At 62.8% G+C, this 18960-nt stretch carries 14 protein-coding genes; 4 read left to right on the plus strand and 10 right to left on the minus strand.

What is annotated here, in order from left to right; genetic code table 11:
* The 5 genes from ACIQ17_RS06900 to petA form a co-directional block, all read right to left on the minus strand.
* Positions 1 to 1142 (minus strand): chorismate-binding protein (locus ACIQ17_RS06900; protein WP_398466777.1); only part of this gene is annotated, 1142 nt, incomplete at its 3' end.
* Positions 1143 to 1355: 213 nt separating this feature from the next.
* Entirely contained in the window at positions 1356 to 1841 is a 486-nt protein-coding gene (locus tag ACIQ17_RS06905) for a GNAT family N-acetyltransferase (protein ID WP_398466779.1), read from the minus strand.
* 62 nt (positions 1842 to 1903) lie between these two features.
* A complete protein-coding gene (locus tag ACIQ17_RS06910; RefSeq protein ID WP_398466781.1) occupies positions 1904 to 2578 on the minus strand; it encodes a dienelactone hydrolase family protein in 675 nt (224 codons plus the stop codon).
* A gap of 175 nt (positions 2579 to 2753) precedes the next feature.
* A complete protein-coding gene (locus tag ACIQ17_RS06915; RefSeq protein ID WP_398466783.1) occupies positions 2754 to 4823 on the minus strand; it encodes a cytochrome c1 in 2070 nt (689 codons plus the stop codon).
* 62 nt (positions 4824 to 4885) lie between these two features.
* Complete coding sequence (gene petA, locus ACIQ17_RS06920; RefSeq protein ID WP_398466785.1) at positions 4886 to 5413, minus strand: ubiquinol-cytochrome c reductase iron-sulfur subunit; 528 nt, start codon at positions 5411 to 5413, stop codon at positions 4886 to 4888.
* 864 nt (positions 5414 to 6277) lie between these two features.
* Between petA and ACIQ17_RS06925 the strand changes: the two genes are divergently transcribed.
* From ACIQ17_RS06925 to ACIQ17_RS06935, 3 genes are all read left to right on the plus strand, one after another.
* Entirely contained in the window at positions 6278 to 8269 is a 1992-nt protein-coding gene (locus ACIQ17_RS06925) for a TonB-dependent siderophore receptor (RefSeq protein WP_398466839.1), read from the plus strand.
* A gap of 109 nt (positions 8270 to 8378) precedes the next feature.
* Complete coding sequence (locus ACIQ17_RS06930) at positions 8379 to 9671, plus strand: PepSY-associated TM helix domain-containing protein (protein WP_398466787.1); 1293 nt, start codon at positions 8379 to 8381, stop codon at positions 9669 to 9671.
* A gap of 45 nt (positions 9672 to 9716) precedes the next feature.
* Positions 9717 to 10175 carry a tRNA (cytidine(34)-2'-O)-methyltransferase gene (locus ACIQ17_RS06935; RefSeq protein WP_398466789.1) on the plus strand — a complete coding sequence of 153 codons (459 nt, stop codon included), beginning with the start codon at positions 9717 to 9719 and terminating at the stop codon, positions 10173 to 10175.
* 75 nt (positions 10176 to 10250) lie between these two features.
* On the opposite strand, the gene pimD is transcribed toward ACIQ17_RS06935, so the two are convergent.
* From pimD to ACIQ17_RS06960, 5 genes are all read right to left on the minus strand, one after another.
* Positions 10251 to 11393, minus strand: a complete 1143-nt coding sequence (pimD, locus tag ACIQ17_RS06940; RefSeq protein ID WP_398466790.1) for a pimeloyl-CoA dehydrogenase small subunit — start codon at positions 11391 to 11393, stop codon at positions 10251 to 10253.
* A gap of 154 nt (positions 11394 to 11547) precedes the next feature.
* On the minus strand, positions 11548 to 12735 hold the full coding sequence (pimC, locus tag ACIQ17_RS06945; protein WP_398466792.1) for a pimeloyl-CoA dehydrogenase large subunit: 1188 nt from the start codon (positions 12733 to 12735) through the stop codon (positions 11548 to 11550).
* Positions 12736 to 12759: 24 nt separating this feature from the next.
* Positions 12760 to 13947: an acetyl-CoA C-acyltransferase gene (locus ACIQ17_RS06950; RefSeq protein WP_398466794.1), complete on the minus strand. Its 1188-nt coding sequence runs from the start codon at positions 13945 to 13947 to the stop codon at positions 12760 to 12762.
* Positions 13944 to 15629: a dicarboxylate--CoA ligase PimA gene (pimA, locus tag ACIQ17_RS06955; RefSeq protein ID WP_398466796.1), complete on the minus strand. Its 1686-nt coding sequence runs from the start codon at positions 15627 to 15629 to the stop codon at positions 13944 to 13946. Before pimA ends, ACIQ17_RS06950 begins: the two co-directional genes overlap by 4 nt.
* 173 nt (positions 15630 to 15802) lie before the next feature.
* A complete protein-coding gene (locus ACIQ17_RS06960) occupies positions 15803 to 17884 on the minus strand; it encodes a 3-hydroxyacyl-CoA dehydrogenase NAD-binding domain-containing protein (RefSeq protein WP_398466798.1) in 2082 nt (693 codons plus the stop codon).
* Between the two features lie 197 nt (positions 17885 to 18081).
* Between ACIQ17_RS06960 and ACIQ17_RS06965 the strand changes: the two genes are divergently transcribed.
* Positions 18082 to 18951: an IclR family transcriptional regulator gene (locus ACIQ17_RS06965; RefSeq protein ID WP_398466800.1), complete on the plus strand. Its 870-nt coding sequence runs from the start codon at positions 18082 to 18084 to the stop codon at positions 18949 to 18951.
* The last annotated feature ends 9 nt before the right edge of the window (positions 18952 to 18960 follow it).

An 18960-nucleotide genomic window follows, 5' to 3' on the forward strand; every position in this document is an offset into this window, starting at 1 on the left:
AGCACCTTGATGGTGCCGGGCACGCAGACGCGCGCCTTGTCGTTGCGATCGACATCGGTGCACATATTGAGCTCGAATTCGTCCTTCTCCGAATTCAGCAGCTGGCGGATCTGCTCGGCATCGCCGATGGCATCGGAGCCGCGCGCGATGGTGCCGGAGATCGGACAGGTTTCGACGCGGCGGCCGTCGGAGCGCACGAACATTTCCGGCGAGGCGGAGACGAGGAATTCACCGTCGCCGAGATTCATCAGCGCGCCATAGGGCGACGGGTTGATGATGCAGAGGCGCTGGAAGACTTCGGCTGGCGAACGATCGCAGGGCTCGGCGAACAGCTGGCCGGGGACGGCCTCGAACAGATCGCCGCGCGCGAAGGCGGCGCGGGCTTTCTCGACGGTCTGCTGATATTCGCCGGGGGCGTGATCGGCAAAGCCCTGGCGCGGCGACTTGTTGTAGCCGCTTTCCGGCGTCTCGTGCGGCAGGCCCTCGGTGGAGCGCTCCTTGAAGGCGAAGTCGTAGGTGAGCGTGACGCCGCGGCCGGTGGCACGGTCATAGGCGAGCAGACGATCCGGAATGTAGAGCACGATGTCGCGCTGATCGGCCTCGCGGGCGCGCTTCTGCTTGAGGTCTTCGACCTGGAAGACGAGATCGTAGGCGAAGGCGCCGAACAGGCCGAGCATGGGATCGGCGGATGAGAACAGCTGCGCGACAAGATCGCGGATCAGCGACATCACGCTGGCGCGGCGGGTGCGCTGATCTTCCTCCACGGGCGCCTCGCCGCGGACGATATGCCCTTTCAGCTTCGCCATGGTTCGGCCGTCGAGCACCACGCAGGGGTCGTTCAGCTTTTCGGCGAGGAAAGCGATCAGCACCTGGCCGCGCTTGTTCAGCGCGGTGATGGCGAATTCCGTCCCGGTCGTTTCCAGCAGCAGCGGCGGATCGGAGAAGCCGAGATCAAAGCTCTCATAGCGGCCGGGCACCGTAGTTCCCGACGACAGCACCACGCCGCGGTGATGGTCGAGCCGGGTGATGAGATCGTCGAGCGCCGTCCCACCCGTGAACATCTCGGCATGGCGCGTGACGATCAGGCCGCCAGCGGTCTTGTAGGTGCTCTCAGCGGGGAGAGAAAAAATCGTCCTGTTCATCGTGTCCTCTTAGGGGAGCAAGCCGGAGGCGCCACACAGGACAAACGAGCCAATCAGAACAAAGCAAAGGCCGTCGCACTGCGATGGCGGCCTTCGACGATTGGGAAAAGAGCAAATCGCACCAGCCACCTCTTCAGGAGGTGCGCCACCAACGACGGGAGTTGCGGACAGGGGTGCTCATGACCGGCACTGAGCCACGGGAAACGGACGGCGTCAAGATGGAGATCGCGGCAATCGATCCCTGACGAATACCGTCAGCTTGAGCGGGCCGACATCGTCCTCGATCGGGTGCCAGCCCAGATGCAGATAATAGTCTCGCCGCCGCGGGGCGGCGCAGAGATAGACCTTGTCGTGGCCACGGTCCGTGGCCTCGGCGCAGGCGCGTTCGATCAGGGCCGGCGCAACGCCCTGCCCGCGCGCATCCGGCTCGGTCCAGACGGCAGCGACCCAAGGCGTGTATTGCGGGCGTTCGTCCAGGTCTGAGACCAGCAGTGAGGTGGTGCCAAGAAAAGCGTTGCCGCGGTGGGCGACCAGCGCGATCGGCAGGTCATTGCCCGTCATGTTCTCGCGCAGGCGCGCGACGATATACGCCTCGGGCACGCCATGACGCTTCCACCATGCCTGCCAGATGCGGTCCGCGACGGTGTCGAAGAATTGTGGGACTTGGCGGAGATCGGAAATAGAGAAATCAGGTGCCATGTTCTGTTGTCCTGGCACCCGACCTGTCCGGTCATCCCGGCTGCATCAAGTGCAGCAAGTGATCAAGCGAGATGCTTCTTGAAGAACGCGGCCGCGCGACTCCAGGCGAGCTTGGCGGCTTCGAGATCGTGCACTTCGGCGCGCTGTTCGTTGACGAAGGCGTGGTCGGCGTCATAGCGAAAGAATTCCGCGCTCTTACCGGCGGCTTTCAGGCCCTTCTCGAAATTGTCGACGACTTCCGGCGTACACCAGTCGTCGCGATTGGCGAAGTGGCCCTGCAGCGGCACCTGCACATCGGCGGGCTTTGCGGCCTGCTCCGGCGGGATGCCGTAGAAGGCAACGGCAGCGCTGAGTTCGGGAATCTTGGTGGCGCCGATCACGGTGACCGCGCCGCCGAGGCAGAAGCCGGTGAGACCGACCTTTGCGCCGTCCTTCGACAGATACTGCACGGCGCCGCGCACGGTCTGCGTGGTGGCATCCATGAAATCCAGCGAGTTCATCTCCTTGTTGGCGGCGTCCGTGTCGTGATAGGGCACGACCACGCCGTTATAGAGATCGGGCGCCAGCACATCGAAGCCTTCCTGGGCGAGGCGATCGGCAAGGCCCTTGATCTGGTCGGACAGGCCCCACCATTCCTGGATCATGACCACGCCCGGCGCATTGGCGCTGCCGGCCTTGGCGAGATAGCCCTTGGCTTCCTTGCCATCGGGGCGCTTGAAAGTGATGGATGAGCCCATGATATCCTCCGGGATGTTTGTGGTGTGATCGGTTGAACGCATTTTGGCGTCGAGATGATGACAACGCAAATGCGCGCATCGCATGGCGATCTGGAATGCCGTTAAATGTCGCGCGCGACAACAGGCAACAAAAAAGCCCCCGAAGGGGCTTTTCGTTTCTCAAGCAGGAACGCGCTTAGTGCGCGTCGGCCCAGACCTTCTTCTTCGTGAAATACATCAGGCCGGCGAAGATGAGCAGGAACACCATCACCTGCAGGCCGAGCCGCTTGCGCGCCTCGAGATGCGGTTCGGCGGTCCACATCATGAAGGTCGCCACGTCCTTGGCGTAGTTCTCGACCTTCTGCGGGGTGCCGTCGTCATAGGTCACCTGATCGTCGGAGATCGGCTTCGGCATCTTGATGGCGTGACCGGGGAAATACTTGTTGTAGTAAGCCCCCTGCGGCAGCTGGAAATCCTTCGGCGCATCCTCGTAGCCCTGCAGGAGGGCGTCGATATAGTTCGGGCCCTTCTCCTGGAACTGGGTGAAGAAGTCGAAGATGAATTGCGGGAAGCCGCGGTCATAGTTGCGGGCCTTGGCCATCAGCGACAGGTCCGGCGGATAGGCGCCGCCATTGGCCGCACGCGCCGCGTTCTCGTTCGGGAATGGCGACGGGAATTTGTCGGCGAGACGGCCCGGACGGTCGAACATGTCACCGGCGTCATTCGGGCCATCCTTGACCTGGATATCCGACGCGACTGCCAGCGCCTGTGCCGCCGAGAAGCCGGGACCGCCGGGATCCGCAAGGTTGCGGAAGTGGACCAGGTTCATCGAGTGGCAGGTGGCGCAGACTTCCTTGTAGACCTTGTAGCCGCGCTGCAGGGCACCGCGGTCAAATTTGCCGAAAGGGCCGGCAAAGCTCCACGACAGCGACGGCGGCGTCGGTCCGCCCTCCGCGGCCTTGGCGCTCTGCGAACCGCCCATGACCAGACCACCGGCCAGAACCAGCGCCAGGATCACCGGCGCCATCGGGCCGGCCTTCTTGCCGTATTTCGCCAGCACGTCATCGGCGATCGAGTTCGGCACCGCGCGCGGCGTCTCGATGCGGCTGAGGATCGGCAGCACGATCAGGAAATAGGCGAAGTAGCAGAAGGTCAGGATACGGCCGGCGGTGATGTAGATGCCTTCCGCAGGCTTGCCGCCGAGCCAGCCGAGCAGCAGGCAGACCACGACGAAGATCCAGAAGAACTGCTTGGCGAGCGGACGATACTTCGACGAACGCGTCTTGGCGCTGTCCAGCCAGGGCAGGAAGGCCAGCACGATGATCGCCGAGAACATGGCGATGACGCCGCCGAGCTTGGACGGGATCGAGCGCAGGATCGCGTAGAACGGCAGGTAGTACCATTCCGGCACGATGTGTGCGGGCGTCACGCCCGGATTGGCCGGGATGTAGTTGTCGGGATCGCCGAGATAGTTCGGGATGTAGAACACGAACCAGGCGAAGAAGATCATGAAGCAGACGATGCCGAAACCATCCTTGATGGTCGCATAGGGCGTGAACGGCACCACGTCCTTTTCGGTCTTCACCTCGACGCCGGCCGGATTGTTCTGGCCGACCACATGCAGCGCCCAGACGTGCAGGACGACGACGCCCGCGATCACGAAGGGCAGCAGGTAGTGCAGCGAGAAGAAGCGGTTCAGGGTCGGATTGCCGACGGCGTAGCCGCCCCACAGCAGGGTCACGATGCTCTCGCCGACATAGGGGATGGCCGAGAACAGGTTGGTGATGACGGTGGCGCCCCAGAAGCTCATCTGGCCCCACGGCAGCACGTAGCCCATGAAGCCGGTGGCCATCATCAGCAGATAGATGATCACACCGAGGATCCAGAGCACCTCGCGCGGCGCCTTGTAGGAGCCGTAATAGAGGCCGCGGAGCATGTGGATGTAGACGGCGATGAAGAACATCGATGCGCCGTTGGAATGCAGATAGCGCAGCAGCCAGCCGTAATTCACGTCACGGACGATGGCTTCGACCGAGTTGAAGGCGTGGTCGACATGCGGGGTGTAGTGCATCGCCAGGATCACACCGGTGATGATCTGCACACCGAGCATGAAGGACAGGATGCCGCCGAACGTCCACCAGTAGTTCAGGTTACGCGGCGTTGGATAGGCGATGAAGGACGAATGGATCAGCCCGACAAGCGGCAGGCGCTTTTCGAACCACTGCAGGGCAGGATGGGAGGGCTGGTAGCTGGATGGTCCGCTCATGATGCGATCCTGAAGAAGAAAACGACACTATCGGCGCAAGGTCTCGAGGCGAGCCGTGGGGCTCAGCCGATCTTGATCTTGCTGTCGGAGACGAAGGCGTAAGGCGGAATCGGCAGGTTGGCGGGCGCCGGTCCCTGACGAATACGGCCGGAAGTGTCGTAGACCGAGCCATGGCACGGGCAGAAGAAGCCGTCATAGGCGCCTTCATGGGCGATCGGGATACAGCCCAGATGGGTGCAGATGCCGATCACGACCAGCCACTGGTCGTGGCCTTCCTTGACGCGGGCCTGGTCGGTCTGGGGATCAGGCAGGCTGGAGACCGGGACCGCACGGGCGTCCTCGATCTGCTTCTTGGTGCGATGGCTGATGAAAATCGGCTTGCCGCGCCAGAACACCTTGATGTCCTGCCCCTCGGCGATCGGGGTGAGATCGACCTCGATCGGCGCACCCGCCGCGATGGTCGAAGCATCTGGATTCATTTGAGAAATCAGCGGCCAGACGGCGGCTGCAGCACCAACCGCAGCCACGGCCCCAGTGGCTACGTACAGGAAATCACGGCGCGTATGCTGCGCCGAAGACGTTGTCGTCACGATCCCAACCCTTTCTTATCTGCTCCCCGTCAATGCCCGTCCGGCAACGCATGCGCGTTGACCTAGAGCAATGACCGGTGCCCGCGGTTCCTCCCCACGGCGGCGTGGTCACTTGTCCTTGCCTCGCAGCAAAAACACGCAATCCAGAATCGTTCTATTGCATCCCTACCGCAGCATCGCAAGCCTACGAACGGGGAAGCCGGATGCGATGCACGCAAGATTCGGGGGTGTTCCGCGGGGCGGAGAATTTGGCTTTCGCCCCGCATGCGCAGGGCCTGTCTGAGGGGCGGGAAACAGGTTGGCCGATCCGCCGGGTCGGAGCTGATTCTCCGGGCGCCTCCCTTGAATCAATCGATCCGGGCATTCGCCTGAACCTGCAACTATGTCGCGGAAAACATGTCTCTTCGTGACAACTTCTGCGCCATCTCGGCAACACCCTGGACTAGAAGCCCGCACCTGTAACTATTCTAACGGCCAAAGCCTGTACTCGCACGGTGCCTCCGATAGAGCCGGATGACACCAAAATCATACCGGCCAAGCCGGTTCTGAATGCGAGGCATCCTGGCCATGACGACAGTACACCATTTGCGATCCACAGCGCATCTTCCGACCATTCGCGCATTCTGCCTGTGTGCCGTCAGTGGCCTTGCTTTGTCCGTGCCCGCCGAAACCGCCCAGGCACAAGCCACACTGCCAGCCGTGACCGTGGACTCACCACAGCAGCGCGCGCGGCCCACCACTGCCCGACCGGCCCAGCGCGCCTCCACCAGCCGCGCATCACGCGCCAGTCGCACCGCGCGGGCGCCACAGGCCGCTCCGGCGGTTGCGGCTCCCATTGGAACGGGTGAACGCGCCGGCGGCCCGGTGGCAGGCTTCGTCGCCACACGCAGCGGCACCGGCACGAAGACCGACACGCCGCTGATCGAAACCCCGCAGTCGATCTCGGTGGTCACCACTGATCAGATGATCAACCAGGGCGCAGGCTCGATCGGCGAGGCGCTGCGCTACAGCGCCGGCGTCAGCGGCGACGTCAATGGCGGCTCCGACACGCGCTTTGGCGGGCTGCAGATCCGCGGCTTCGACATGACCATGGCCGGCCTCTATCTCGACGGCCTGCGGCTGCCGAGCAGCCAATATGTGCACTTCCTCGGTCTCGAGCCCTACGGCGCCGAGCGGCTCGAAGTCCTGAAGGGCCCCTCCTCTGCCATGTATGGCGGCAGCGGCACGGGCGGCCTGCTCAACTATGTGAGCAAACTGCCGACCGCGCGCCAGTTCGGCGAAGTCTCGGTCTCCGGCGGCAGCTTCAACCGCTTCCAGGGCGAATTCGATTTCGGCGGCGCTGCCAACAAGGAAGGCACGGTGCTGTATCGCCTGACCGGCGTGGTGCGCGACAGCGACACCCAGGTGGATTTCTCGAAGAACAATCGTGTCTTCATCGCACCAGCCGTGACGTTCAAGCCGAACGAAGACACCTCGATCACCTTCCTGTCGAACTATCAGAAGGACAAGGCGGGCTGGGGCCTGCAGTTCTTCCCGCCGTCGGGAACTGTAACGGCAAATAACGGCCGCACCATTCCGGTCAACCGTTTCGGCGGCGAGCCCGGCATGAACCAGTTCGATACCGAGCAGGCATCGGTCGGCTATCTGCTCTCGCACAACATCAATGATGCGCTGACCTTCAGGCAGAACCTGCGCTATTCCTACATGTATAACCGGCAGGCCAGCTTCTATGGCACCGGATATGCGGACGCCGCCGACGAAGCGGCGGGCCTGATGGGCCGCGGCGGCAGCGCCGGCGACTCGACCATCAATTCATTCGCCGTCGACAATCAGCTGCAGGGCAAGTTCACCACCGGCATTCTCAGCCACACGACATTGTTCGGCATCGACTATCGCAACACCACGTTCCGCGATCGCGCCGACGGCTACACCACCGGCAAGATCAACATCTTCAACCCGGTCTACACCAATGCCTGGACGAACACGGGCCCGGCCGACGACACCGGCGTGAAGCAGTCACAGGTCGGCATCTATGCGCAGGATCAGATCAAGCTCGGCCGCCTGTCGTTCCAGCTCGGCGGACGACAGGACTTCGTCACCACCGATGTCGATGCCACGCTGCAGGGTGCAAAGGCCTCGACCGACGCCTCCGCCTTCACCGGCCGCGCGGCGGTCATGTACAATTTCGATAGCGGCATCGCCCCCTATTTCAGCTACTCGGAGTCCTTCCTGCCGGTGCTCAATACGGATGGACTCGGCAACCTGCTGAAGCCGGAAACCGGCAAGCAGTACGAGGTCGGCATCAAGTATCAGCCGGTCGGCATCAATGCGCTGATCACCCTGGCGGCCTTCGACCTGACCCGCGCCAATGTGGTCACCTTCCCGCCGCCGACATTCGCAGCCGTTCAGACCGGCGAGGTCAATTCGCGTGGCATCGAACTCGAGGGCACCGCGACATTGACCGAGGGCTTCAACATCCGCGGCGGCTATTCGTATATCGATGCGACGATCACCAAGGATCCGGTGAATGTCGGCAAGGCCCCGACGACCGTGCCGCTCAATCGCTTCTCCCTGTGGACCGACTACACGCTACAGGGCGGGCCGCTGCGTGGCGTGCAGATCGGCGGCGGCGTGCGCTATGTCGGCGCAAGTGCCGGGGACGACGCCAACACCTTCGCAGTTCCCGCGTCCACGTCCATCGACGCGCTGGTCGCCTACACCAAGGACAATTGGCGAATGGCACTCAACGTCACCAATCTCGCCGATACACGGTTCGTGGCGGCCTGTTATGGCTACAGCAGCTGCTTCTATGCCGAAGGCCGCAAGGCCATCGCGAAGCTCACCTATCGCTGGTGACAATTTAGAACCCTTATAAATCGCGACATTCTGCCACCGCCGGTCCCTCGACCGGCGGTGGTCGTTCTTGGTAATCAGATCCCGTCTAAATTGAGAGGGGCGGAACGCCATGAGATTGATTTTCGGGCGCCTGCATCGCTGGGCAGGCCTTCTGACCGCCGCCTTCCTGTTCTTCTCGGGCGTCACCGGCGCGATCATCTCGTGGGATCACGAACTTGACGATCTGCTCAACAGCAAGCTCAAGGACGTCACCACCCAGGGCCCGGCCAAGCCGTCGATCGAACTCGCCAATCTGATCGAGCAGCGCGATCCCCGCGCGCGCGTGATCCATATAACCATGACGCCGGAGAAGGACCACTCGCTGTCCTTCTTCGTCCTCCCGCGCATCGATCCGACGACGCAGAAGCGCTACTCCATCGACTACAATCAGGTCTTCCTCGATCCCAACACCGGCGAGGAACTCGGCAAGCGCTATTGGGGCGCGGTGTGGCCGATCACCCGCGAGAACTTCGTCTCGTTTCTCTACAAGCTGCACTACACGATGCACATCCCGGAATTCTGGGGCAGCGACCGATGGGGCATGCGCATCCTCGGCATCATCGCCATCATCTGGACCATCGACTGTTTCGTCGGCTTCTACCTGACCCTGCCCTCGCGCAAGCGCGCCAAGGCCGGCGCCGACCCATCCGTTGCGCGTGAACTCGGCAAGGGCTTCTGGGCGCGCTGGAAGCCGGCCTGGATGATCAAGACCACCGGCAGCACCTATCGCATCAATTTCGACATCCACCGCGCCTTCAGCCTGTGGACCTGGGGCCTGCTGTTCATCATCGCCTTCACGGCGTTCTCGCTGAACCTCTGGTTCGAGGTGTTCGCACCGATGATGAAGAAGGTTTCCAACTACACGCCCTCGCCCTACGAGACGCGCGAGTATCGCCACCTCGATAATCCGATCGAGCCGAAGATGACCTGGGCGCAGATCTATGAGCGCGCGCAGGCGGATGGCAAGGCGCGCGGCTGGGCCACACCGGTGGGCTCGCTGTTCTACGGCCCGGCGCACGGCGTCTATCAGGTGTCGTTCTTCGAGCCCGGTGACGACCACGGTGCCGCGGGCGTCGGCCCCGCATCGCTGTATTACGACAGCGAGGACGGCCGGCCGCTCGGCCAGAAGCTGCCCTGGGTCGGCACTGCCGCGGACATCTTCGTGCAGATGCAATTCCCGATGCATTCGGGCCGCATCCTCGGCCTGCCCGGCCGCATCCTGATCTCGCTGATGGGCCTCGTGGTCGCAGCGCTGTCGGTGACCGGCGTGGTGATCTGGTGGAAGAAGCGGCGCGCACGGGTCGGCCGCCGCGAAAAGGCTGCGACGGTCGAGGGCCGTCCGCATCTCGCTCCGGCAGAATAGCCGCGACGCTTGTCGCCGAGACCAGAGGGCGGTAACGCATCACGGATGCGCATTGCCCTCTACCAGCCTGACATCCCGCAAAACACCGGCACGATCCTCCGCCTGTGCGCCTGCCTCGATGTGGAGGCGCACATCATCGAGCCCGCGGGCTTTCCGATCTCGGACCGCCATTTTCGCCGCGCCGGGATGGATTATCTCGACCAGGTGTCGATCGTCCGCCATATCTCGTGGCGACACTTTGATGACTGGCGGCGCGAAGCCGGCCACCAGCTGGCGCTGTTCACGACCAAGGGCGCTGAGCCCTATCTGACGCACAGCTATTCCGACAATGAGATCCTGCTGTTCGGCCGCGAGAGTGCCGGCGTGCCCGAGGACGTCGCCGCCGCCGCCGACAGCCGCGTGGTGATCCCAATGCGCGAGAGCCTACGCTCGATCAATCTGGCGATGACGGTGGCGATGGCGCTCGGTGAAGCGCTGCGGCAGACGCGCGGGCCGAATGGTTAGAGCTCTCGCTCCTCGCAATGACGGTTGAAACGAAAAATGCCCGGCACGAGGCCGGGCATTTTGAGTGGAAGGCGCTTACTCGGTGATGCCCCCGGCCGCGGCCACGCGGCGAAGGTGGAAATCGGCATCGCCGAACTGCTGCTCGATCATGGTCAGCCGCTTGAAGTAGTGGCCGATCTTGTACTCCATGGTGACACCGACGCCGCCATGCAGTTGCACGCCGCCCTGGCCGACGGCGCGCGCGGAACGGCCGATCTGCACCTTGGCAGCGGCGACCGTCTTGGCGCGTTCGTCGAGATCGGTGAAGGCCGACGCCATCGAGGCGAGGTAGGACATGCTGCGCGCGGTCTCCAGCGCGGTGAACATGTCGGCCGCGCGGTGCTGCAGCGCCTGGAACGAGCCGATGGCGACGCCGAACTGCTTGCGCTCCTTGATGTACTCGACCGAGACCTTGAGGGCCTCTTCCATCGCACCGACCGCTTCGGCGCAGAGCGCGATGCGGGCATCGTCAACGACCTGATCGACGATCGACAGGCCGTTCTCGGCCTCGCCGATCACGGCGTCAGCACCGACTTCGACATTGGTCAGCTTGATGTCGGCAGCGCGGCTGCCGTCCTGGGTCTCGTAACCGCGGATATCGACGCCCTTGGCATTGGCCGGGACGAGGAACACGCCGACGCCCTTGGCATCGCGCTGGCCGCCTGCCGTACGCGCCGTGACGATCAGCGTGTCCGCCGTGTCGCCATGGCCGACCACGAACTTTTCGCCGGACAGCGTGTAGCCCGAACCGCTCTTCTTGGCGGAGGTCTTGATGTCGCCGAGGTCATAGCGCGAGTCGCGTTCGACCTGCGCGAAAGCAAGCGTCTTCGAGCCGTCGATGATACCCGGCAGATGCGCAGCGCGCTGTTCGGCCGAGCCGCGACGCAGGAAGCCGCCGCCGAGCACCACCGTGTCAAGATAGGGCTCGACCACGAGATTGCGGCCGAGCGCTTCCATCACGATCATGGTCTCGATCGGGCCGGCGCCGAAGCCGCCGTCCTCTTCGCTGAACGGCAGGCCGAGCAGGCCCTGCTCGGCGAACTTGCCCCAGATCGCCTTGCTGTAGCCGCCCTTTTCAGCGCGGTACTTCTTGCGGGCCTCGAAGTCGTAGGACGCCTTCAGCAGGCCGTCCACGCTGTCTTTGAGAAGCCGCTGCTCCTCGGAAAGATCAAAATCCATTTTCGTTTCTCTCGGATCGCGCGCGACGCGCGTGGTGAATATTTGCACTCGCCGTCATTGCGAGGCGCTCTTGCGCCGAAGCAATCCAGTCTTCGCTTGATGCTTCCTGGATTGCTTCGGCGCTGCGCTCCTCGCAATGACGTGTTTGGCTAGATCAAAGCCCCAGCACCGCCTTGGCGATGATGTTGCGCTGGATCTCGTTGGAGCCGCCGTAGATCGACACCTTGCGGTAGTTGAAATAGGTCGGCGCGATCGGGGCAGCCCAGTCGGTCTCCTCGTTCTGCCCTTCGCCTTCCGGCAGGAAGGGCAGCGCGAACGGACCGGTGACTTCGAGCAGCAGCTCGGTGAGCGTCTGCTGGATTTCCGAGCCCTTGATCTTCAGGATCGACGAGGCTGGATCCGGCTTGCCCTTGCCGTGCTTGCCTTCGGCGGCAACGACGCGCATCTGGGTCAGCTCGAGTGCCTTCAGCTCGATCTCGGTGGCGGCGAGCTTCTGACGGAACTGCGGGTCCTCGATCAGCGGCTTGTCGCCGGACATCACGCTGGAGGCCAGCTCCTTGATGCGACGGATGCGCTCCTTCGACATGCCGACGCGGGCGATGTTGACGCGCTCATTGCCGAGCAGGAATTTGGCGTAATCCCAGCCCTTGTTTTCCTCGCCGACGAGGTTCTCGGCCGGCACCACGACTTCATCGAAGAACACTTCGTTGACCTCGACACCGCCATCGATGGTCTGGATCGGACGGACGGTGATGCCCTTCGACTTCATGTCGATGAGGATGAAGGAGATGCCCGACTGCTTCTTCGCATCGGGATCAGTGCGGCAGAGGCAGAAGATCCAGTCGGCATGCTGGGCCAGCGTGGTCCAGGTCTTCTGGCCATTGACGATCCAGGTGTCGCCCTTCTTCTTCGCCGTGGTCTTCAGCGAGGCGAGGTCGGACCCCGAGCCGGGCTCGGAGAAGCCCTGGCACCACCAGTCGTCCATATTCGCGATGCGCGGCAGGAAGTGCTTCTTCTGCTGCTCGTTGCCGAAGGTGTAGATGACCGGGCCGACCATGTTGACGCCGAACGGCAGCGGCGGCGGCGCCGGGGTCTTCTGCAGCTCTTCGAGGAAGATATACTGCTTGGCGGCGCTCCAGCCGGTGCCGCCATATTCCTTCGGCCAATGCGGGACGGCCCAGCCCTTCTTGTTCAGCGTGCGCTGCCAGTTCACCAGGTCTTCCTTCGACGTGTGGTGACCTTCCTGCAGCTTCTTGCGCACGACCGGGTCGATACTTTCATGGAAGAACTTGCGCACTTCCTCGCGAAACGCGACTTCTTCTGGATTGAAACTCAGATCCATCGGATCCTCCTTGAGTGCAGTTGATTACTGAACGATTTCGAGCAGGCCGGCGGAACCCATGCCACCACCGACGCACATGGTGACGACCGCATATTTCGCCTTGCGGCGACGGCCTTCGATCAAGGCGTGGCCGGCGAGCCGCGCGCCCGACATGCCATAGGGATGGCCGACCGAGATGGCGCCGCCATTAACGTTGAGCTTGTCCGGATCGATGCCGAGCTTGTCGCGGCAATAGATCACCTGCACGGCGAAGGCTTCATTGAGCTCCCAGAGATCGATGTCGTCGACCGTGAGGCCATGGCGCTTGAGCAGGCGCGGCACGGCAAACACAGGACCGATGCCCATTTCATCCGGCTCGCAACCGGCCGAAACAAAGCCACGGAAAATACCGAGCGGCTTGAGGTTCTTCTGCGCGGCGAGCTTGTCGCTCATGATCACGGTGGCGCTGGCGCCATCCGAGAGCTGCGAGGCATTGCCGGCGGTGATGGTAAAACCATCGCCGCGCACGGCCTTGAGGCCGGCGAGACCTTCAGCGGTGGTCTCCGGACGCGGACCTTCGTCCTGCGACAGCGTGATGTCCTTCATGGTGACTTCGCCGGTCGCCTTGTCGGTCACAGCCATCTTGGTCGTGATCGGCGCCAGTTCGTCATTGAACTTGCCGCCCTGTTGCGCGGCCGCGGTGCGGCGCTGGCTTTCGAGGCCGTATTCGTCCTGCTTCTCGCGCGAGATGCCGTAACGCTTGGCCACCGTTTCCGCGGTGTCGAGCATCGGCATATAGACGTCAGCCTTGATCTTCAGCAGTTCGGGATCGACGGTGTGAAACTTGTTGGCGTGATCATTCTGCACCAGCGAGATCGACTCGCCGCCGCCACCGACGGCGATCTCCACACCATCGAAGATCACCGAGCGCGCAGCGAGCGCGATGGCCTGCAGGCCCGACGCGCACTGGCGATCGATGGTGGTGCCGGCGACCGTGACCGGGAGACCTGCACGCAGCAGCGCCTTGCGCGCGATATTGCCGCCGGTGGCCCCCTGCTGCAGAGCCGCACCCATCACCACGTCCTCGACCTCCTTCGGGTCGATGCCGGCACGCTTCACGGCATGCTCGATGGCATGGCCAAGCAGCGTCGCACCTTCGGTGGCATTGAGTGCGCCACGATAGGCCTTGCCGATCGGGGTGCGGGCAGTTGAAACGATGACGGCGTCGGTCATGGGCGTCCTCCGGAGGCTGATTGTTGTTGATCGAGTGTGGGCGTCGCGAGCAGATCGCGCAAGGCGTGGCGCGACAGTTTTCCGACCGGCGTCCGCGGCAATTCGCTCAGGAATTCCACGGTCGCCGGCAATTCGTGCTTGCCGAGCTTGCCGGTGAGGAAGCTGCGCAGATCGTCAATGCTGAACGCTTCCGCGCCCGTGCGCAGGGTGATGAAAGCCTTCGCAGCCTCGCCGCGATACTGATCGGCCACGCCGATGACGATCACTTCCTGCACGGACGGATGGGTGTAGATCGCCTGTTCGATCATCTGCGGATAGACGTTGAAGCCGCCGGAGATGATCATGTCCTTCTTGCGATCGACCAGATAGTAGTAGCCGTCCGCGTCCATGTAACCGATATCGCCGGTAAGAAAGCGATCGCCGACAAAGGCTTCCGCAGTTTCCTGCTGGCGATTCCAGTAGCCCTTGGTGACGTTCGGCCCCTTGATCCGGATCTCACCGGTCTCACCGATACCGAGCACCTGCGAAGGATCTTCCAGCGAGACGACGTCGAGTTCGATCCCGGGCAGCGCGAGGCCGATCGAACCGGGTTTGTCGAGACCTTCCGCCGAATGTGCCGTCCCGGGCGAACAGGTCTCGGTCATGCCCCAGCCGCTCTTGAGCTTGAGTCCGGTCTTGCCCTCAAACAGCCGCGCGACTTCGACAGGTAGCGGCGCGCCGCCGGAGCTTGCCACGGCGAGCGACGACAGATCGCGTGTCTCCAGCGACGGATCGGCGGCGATGGCGATCCACATGGTGGGAACGCCGGGGAACACAGTTGCCTTCTTCTTTTCGATGTCGTCGAGCACGCTGGTGACATCGAAACGCTGATGGAGCGAAATCGTATCGCCCACGCTGATGCGGCCGAGCAGGATGACCGTCAGCGCATAGATGTGGAACAGCGGCAGCGTGCAGATGACGCGCTCGACACGGTTGCGCTCGGCGCGCGATGGCGCGCCCCAGACATTGTAGATCGACACCGCCGAAGTGAGATTGCTGTGGCTCAGCATCGCGCCTTTCGGCAGGCCGGTGGTACCGCCGGTATATTGCAGCAGCGCGACGTCATCGGGCGAGATGGTCGGCCACTCGGTGGGCGGCGTGGCGCCGGCGGTGAAATTCCGGAAAGTGACAATCCTGGGATTGCCCGGCAACGGCAGCTGCTGGGTCCCGATTGCGCCCCAGTCGTCGTCCTCGCAGACAATGAGCTTGTCCAGAAGACCCTTGTCGAGAAACTTGAGCGCCATGGGGAGCAGCGCTGCGAGATTGCTGGTGACCAGCACGCGCGCCCCGGAGTCGCTCAGCTTGTGAGACAGCGCGATCTCGCCATCCAGTGGCGACAAATGCACGAGACGGGCGCCGGCTTTCAGCGCACCGAAGAAAATAACGGGATGATCCGGCGTGTTGCCGAGAAATAGCGCGATGGTCGCGCCGGGGCCGTAGCCAGCACGCATGAAGCTCGCGGCGGCGATGTCGGCACGGGCCTGCAGATCGGTAAAGGAGATCGGCTTGCCGCGGAATTCGATGGCGGTGCGGGTATCGTAGTTGCGTGCCGCCTCGGCGAGCAGGCCCGGCAACGTGCCGCGCGCGATCGGCGCGTCCCAGCGGACGCCTTTGGGGTAATATTTCTCGCCGGGGTAGGACATCAGGCTACCTGTCGATCAAACTGCAGGTCCACACACTCGCATGTCATCCCCGCGAAGGCGGGGATCCATAGCCTCCGATGACGAAATGGTGCTCTGGGAGAGCACCGTGATCGAAACTGGCTCGGAGGTTATGGGTCCCCGCTTTCGCGGGGACGACACGTGGATGACGGCGCTTACTTACCCAGCGACGCAAACGTCTTGCCTTCGTCCGCCAGCTTCTTCAGCAGCGGGGCCGGCTCCAGCGAGGGATCGTTGGTCTGCTTGGCGTAGAACGACAGACGATCCGCGATTTCCTTCAGGCCGACCTGATCGGCATAGAACATCGGGCCGCCGCGATAGATCGGCCAGCCATAGCCGTAGAGCCAGATCACATCGATATCGCTCGGGCGCGAGGCGATCTTCTCTTCGAGGATGCGGGCCCCCTCATTGATCATCGGATACACCATGCGTTCCAGGATCTCCTGGTCACCGATGGCGCGGCGGGTGAGGCCGAGGCGCTTGCAGGTCTCGTCGATCAGCTTCTCGACCTCCGGATCCGGGATCGGCGCACGCGAACCGGCTTCATACTTGTAGTAACCCTTGCCGGTCTTCTGGCCGAAGCGGCCGGCTTCGCACAGCGCGTCGGCGATTTCCGACTTGATGCCGCGGTCCTGACGCGAACGCCAGCCGATATCGAGGCCGGCGAGATCGCCCATGGCGAACGGGCCCATCGGCAGGCCGAACTTGGTGACGACGGCATCCACCTGCTGCGGCAGCGCGCCTTCGAACAGCAGCTTCTCGGACTGCTTGGAGCGGGCTGCAAGCATGCGGTTGCCGACGAAGCCGTCGCAGACGCCGACCACGGCCGGAACCTTCGCAATCTTGCGTGCGATGGCAACGGCGGTGAGCAACGCATCCGGCGCGGTCTTTTCAGCGCGCACGATTTCGCACAGCTTCATGACGTTGGCGGGCGAGAAGAAGTGCATGCCGAGCACGTCCTGCGGACGCTTGGTGACGGCGGCAATGTCGTTGATGTTCAGATAGGAGGTATTGGAGGCCAGCACCGCGCCCGGCTTGGCGTGCGCGTCGATGGCAGTGAACACTTCCTTCTTGATGGCCATGGTTTCGAACACGGCCTCGATGATGAGGTCCGCGTCCTTGACGTTGTCGAGGCCAACCTTGCCGTTGATCAGCGCCATGCGCTTGGCCGGTGCATCTGCCGGAATGCCGCCGCGGGCCGCGGTGTTCTCCCAGTTCTTCTGCATGATGCCCATGCCGCGCTTGAGCTGCTCCTCGCCGGTCTCGATCAGCGTCACCGGGATGCCGGCATTGGCGAAGGACATGGCGATGCCGCCACCCATGGTGCCGGCGCCGATGATGGCGACGCGCTCGACCGGACGCGGCTTCGTGGTTTCCGGCACGCCCTGGACCTTGGCGGCTTCACGCTCGGAAAAGAAGGCATAACGCTGTGCCTTCGACTGGTCGTCAGCGACCAGCTTCAGGAACATCTCGCGCTCCTTCTTGAGCGCTTCGTCGAACGGCGTATCGAGCGTCCAGCTCACGGCTTCGGCGCAAGCGAGCGGCGCATTCATGCCGCGGTTCTTCTTGTTGGCGGCGGCGGCAGCATTGGTGAAGATCGAGCGATCGGCCTTGGCGGCGGCAAGCTTCGAATCATCGTTCTTGAGCACGCGCAGCGGGCGCTTCTCGACGATCACCTTCTTGGCGAATGCAATGGCGCCTTCGGTCGGGCCTTCGACGATCTCTTCGATCAAGCCATTCTTGAGAGCTTCCGGCGCGCCGATCGGATTACCGGTGACGATCATCTGCACGGCGAGCTCAGGACCAACCGCACGCGGCAGGCGCTGGGTGCCCCCGGCGCCCGGCAGCAGACCTAGCTTCACTTCGGGCAAACCGAGCTTGGCTTCCTTCACAGCGACACGGAAGTGACAGCCGAGCGTCAGCTCGAGGCCGCCGCCGAGCGCGGTGCCGTGAATGGCAGCAATGACCGGCTTAGAGGAATTCTCGATTTCGGCGATGACCTCGTTGAGGCCCGGCGACTGCGGCGGCTTGCCGAATTCGGTGATGTCGGCGCCAGCGACGAAGGTGCGGCCCGCGCAGGCAATGACGATCGCCTTCACCGCAGTGTCGGCATTCGCAGCCTTGACGTTTTCGAAGATGCCACGGCGAACCGCCGCGCTGAGCGCATTCACCGGGGGCGAATTGACCGTGACAACAGCAACTTCATCATGACGTTCAAGCTTCACGACATCACTCACGGCATTCTCCTTGGATCGAATTACTGGCGGGATTTTTGTTGTTTCGCAGTGCGAAATTTAATTCCACATCTTGACAGGCAGGGTTATTTTGAAGAGCGTCCATTGTCAACGAGCGCGCACAAGAGAAAAACCAATCTGGGCGCAAACAAGGACAACGTGTCGAAAAATCGACGACGTGAGACAATCATCGGGGAAGCGTGAAGCGTTCAGGAAAACCACCGGCGACCGATCGCAATTTCGTCGTCGCACTGGCGCGTGGCCTCGATGTGCTGCGCGCGTTCCGCCCCAATGACGGATTGCTCGGCAATCAGGAAATCGCGGCGCGCACCAATCTTCCAAAGCCGACGATCTCCCGTCTCACCTATACGCTGACGAAGCTTGGTTATCTTACGCCCGTTCCACGCTTCGAGAAGTATCAGCTCGCGCCGGCAGCCATGGCCCTCGGGTATGCTGCACTTGCGAATTTGGGCGTGCGCTCTCTCTCCGAACCGTTCCGCGACGAATTGATGCGACAGACCGGCGGCGCCTGTGCCGTCGGTGCCCGCGATCGTCTCAGCATGATCTATTTCGGGCAGAGCAAGTCGAGCCTCACCGTCGGCGTCCAGCTCGATGTCGGCTCCCGTATCCCGATCGCAACAACGGCAATGGGGCGTGCTTATTTCTGGGCACTGCCTGCAGAAGAGCGTGCCCAATTATTGCGCGAGTTTCGCGAACACTATGGAAGCCGCTGGGCCAAGATGCGCGACGGCCTCGAACAGGCCGGCGAGATGGTCGCCAAATATGGATTCGTGATTTCCGCAGGTGAATGGCAGGACGATGTACATGCGGCCGGCGTTGCGCTCACACTGAACGACGGCACCGGCCCATATGCCTTCAATTGCGGCGCACCCGCATTTCGCTTCACGGAAGAACGACTGCGCAACGACATTGGACCTCGCTTGCTCGCAATGGTAAGAAATATCGAAGCGGCGCTCGGGGGACTTGCAGCGCCGCATTCAAAAAAAACAGAAACCAAGAAAAACAAATCAGGAGGGAAAGTTGCTCGTATTGTTGAAGGGTTCGGATAGCCTTCACTG

It is taken from the genome of Tardiphaga sp., assembly GCF_044340795.1.
Taxonomy (GTDB): domain Bacteria; phylum Pseudomonadota; class Alphaproteobacteria; order Rhizobiales; family Xanthobacteraceae; genus Tardiphaga.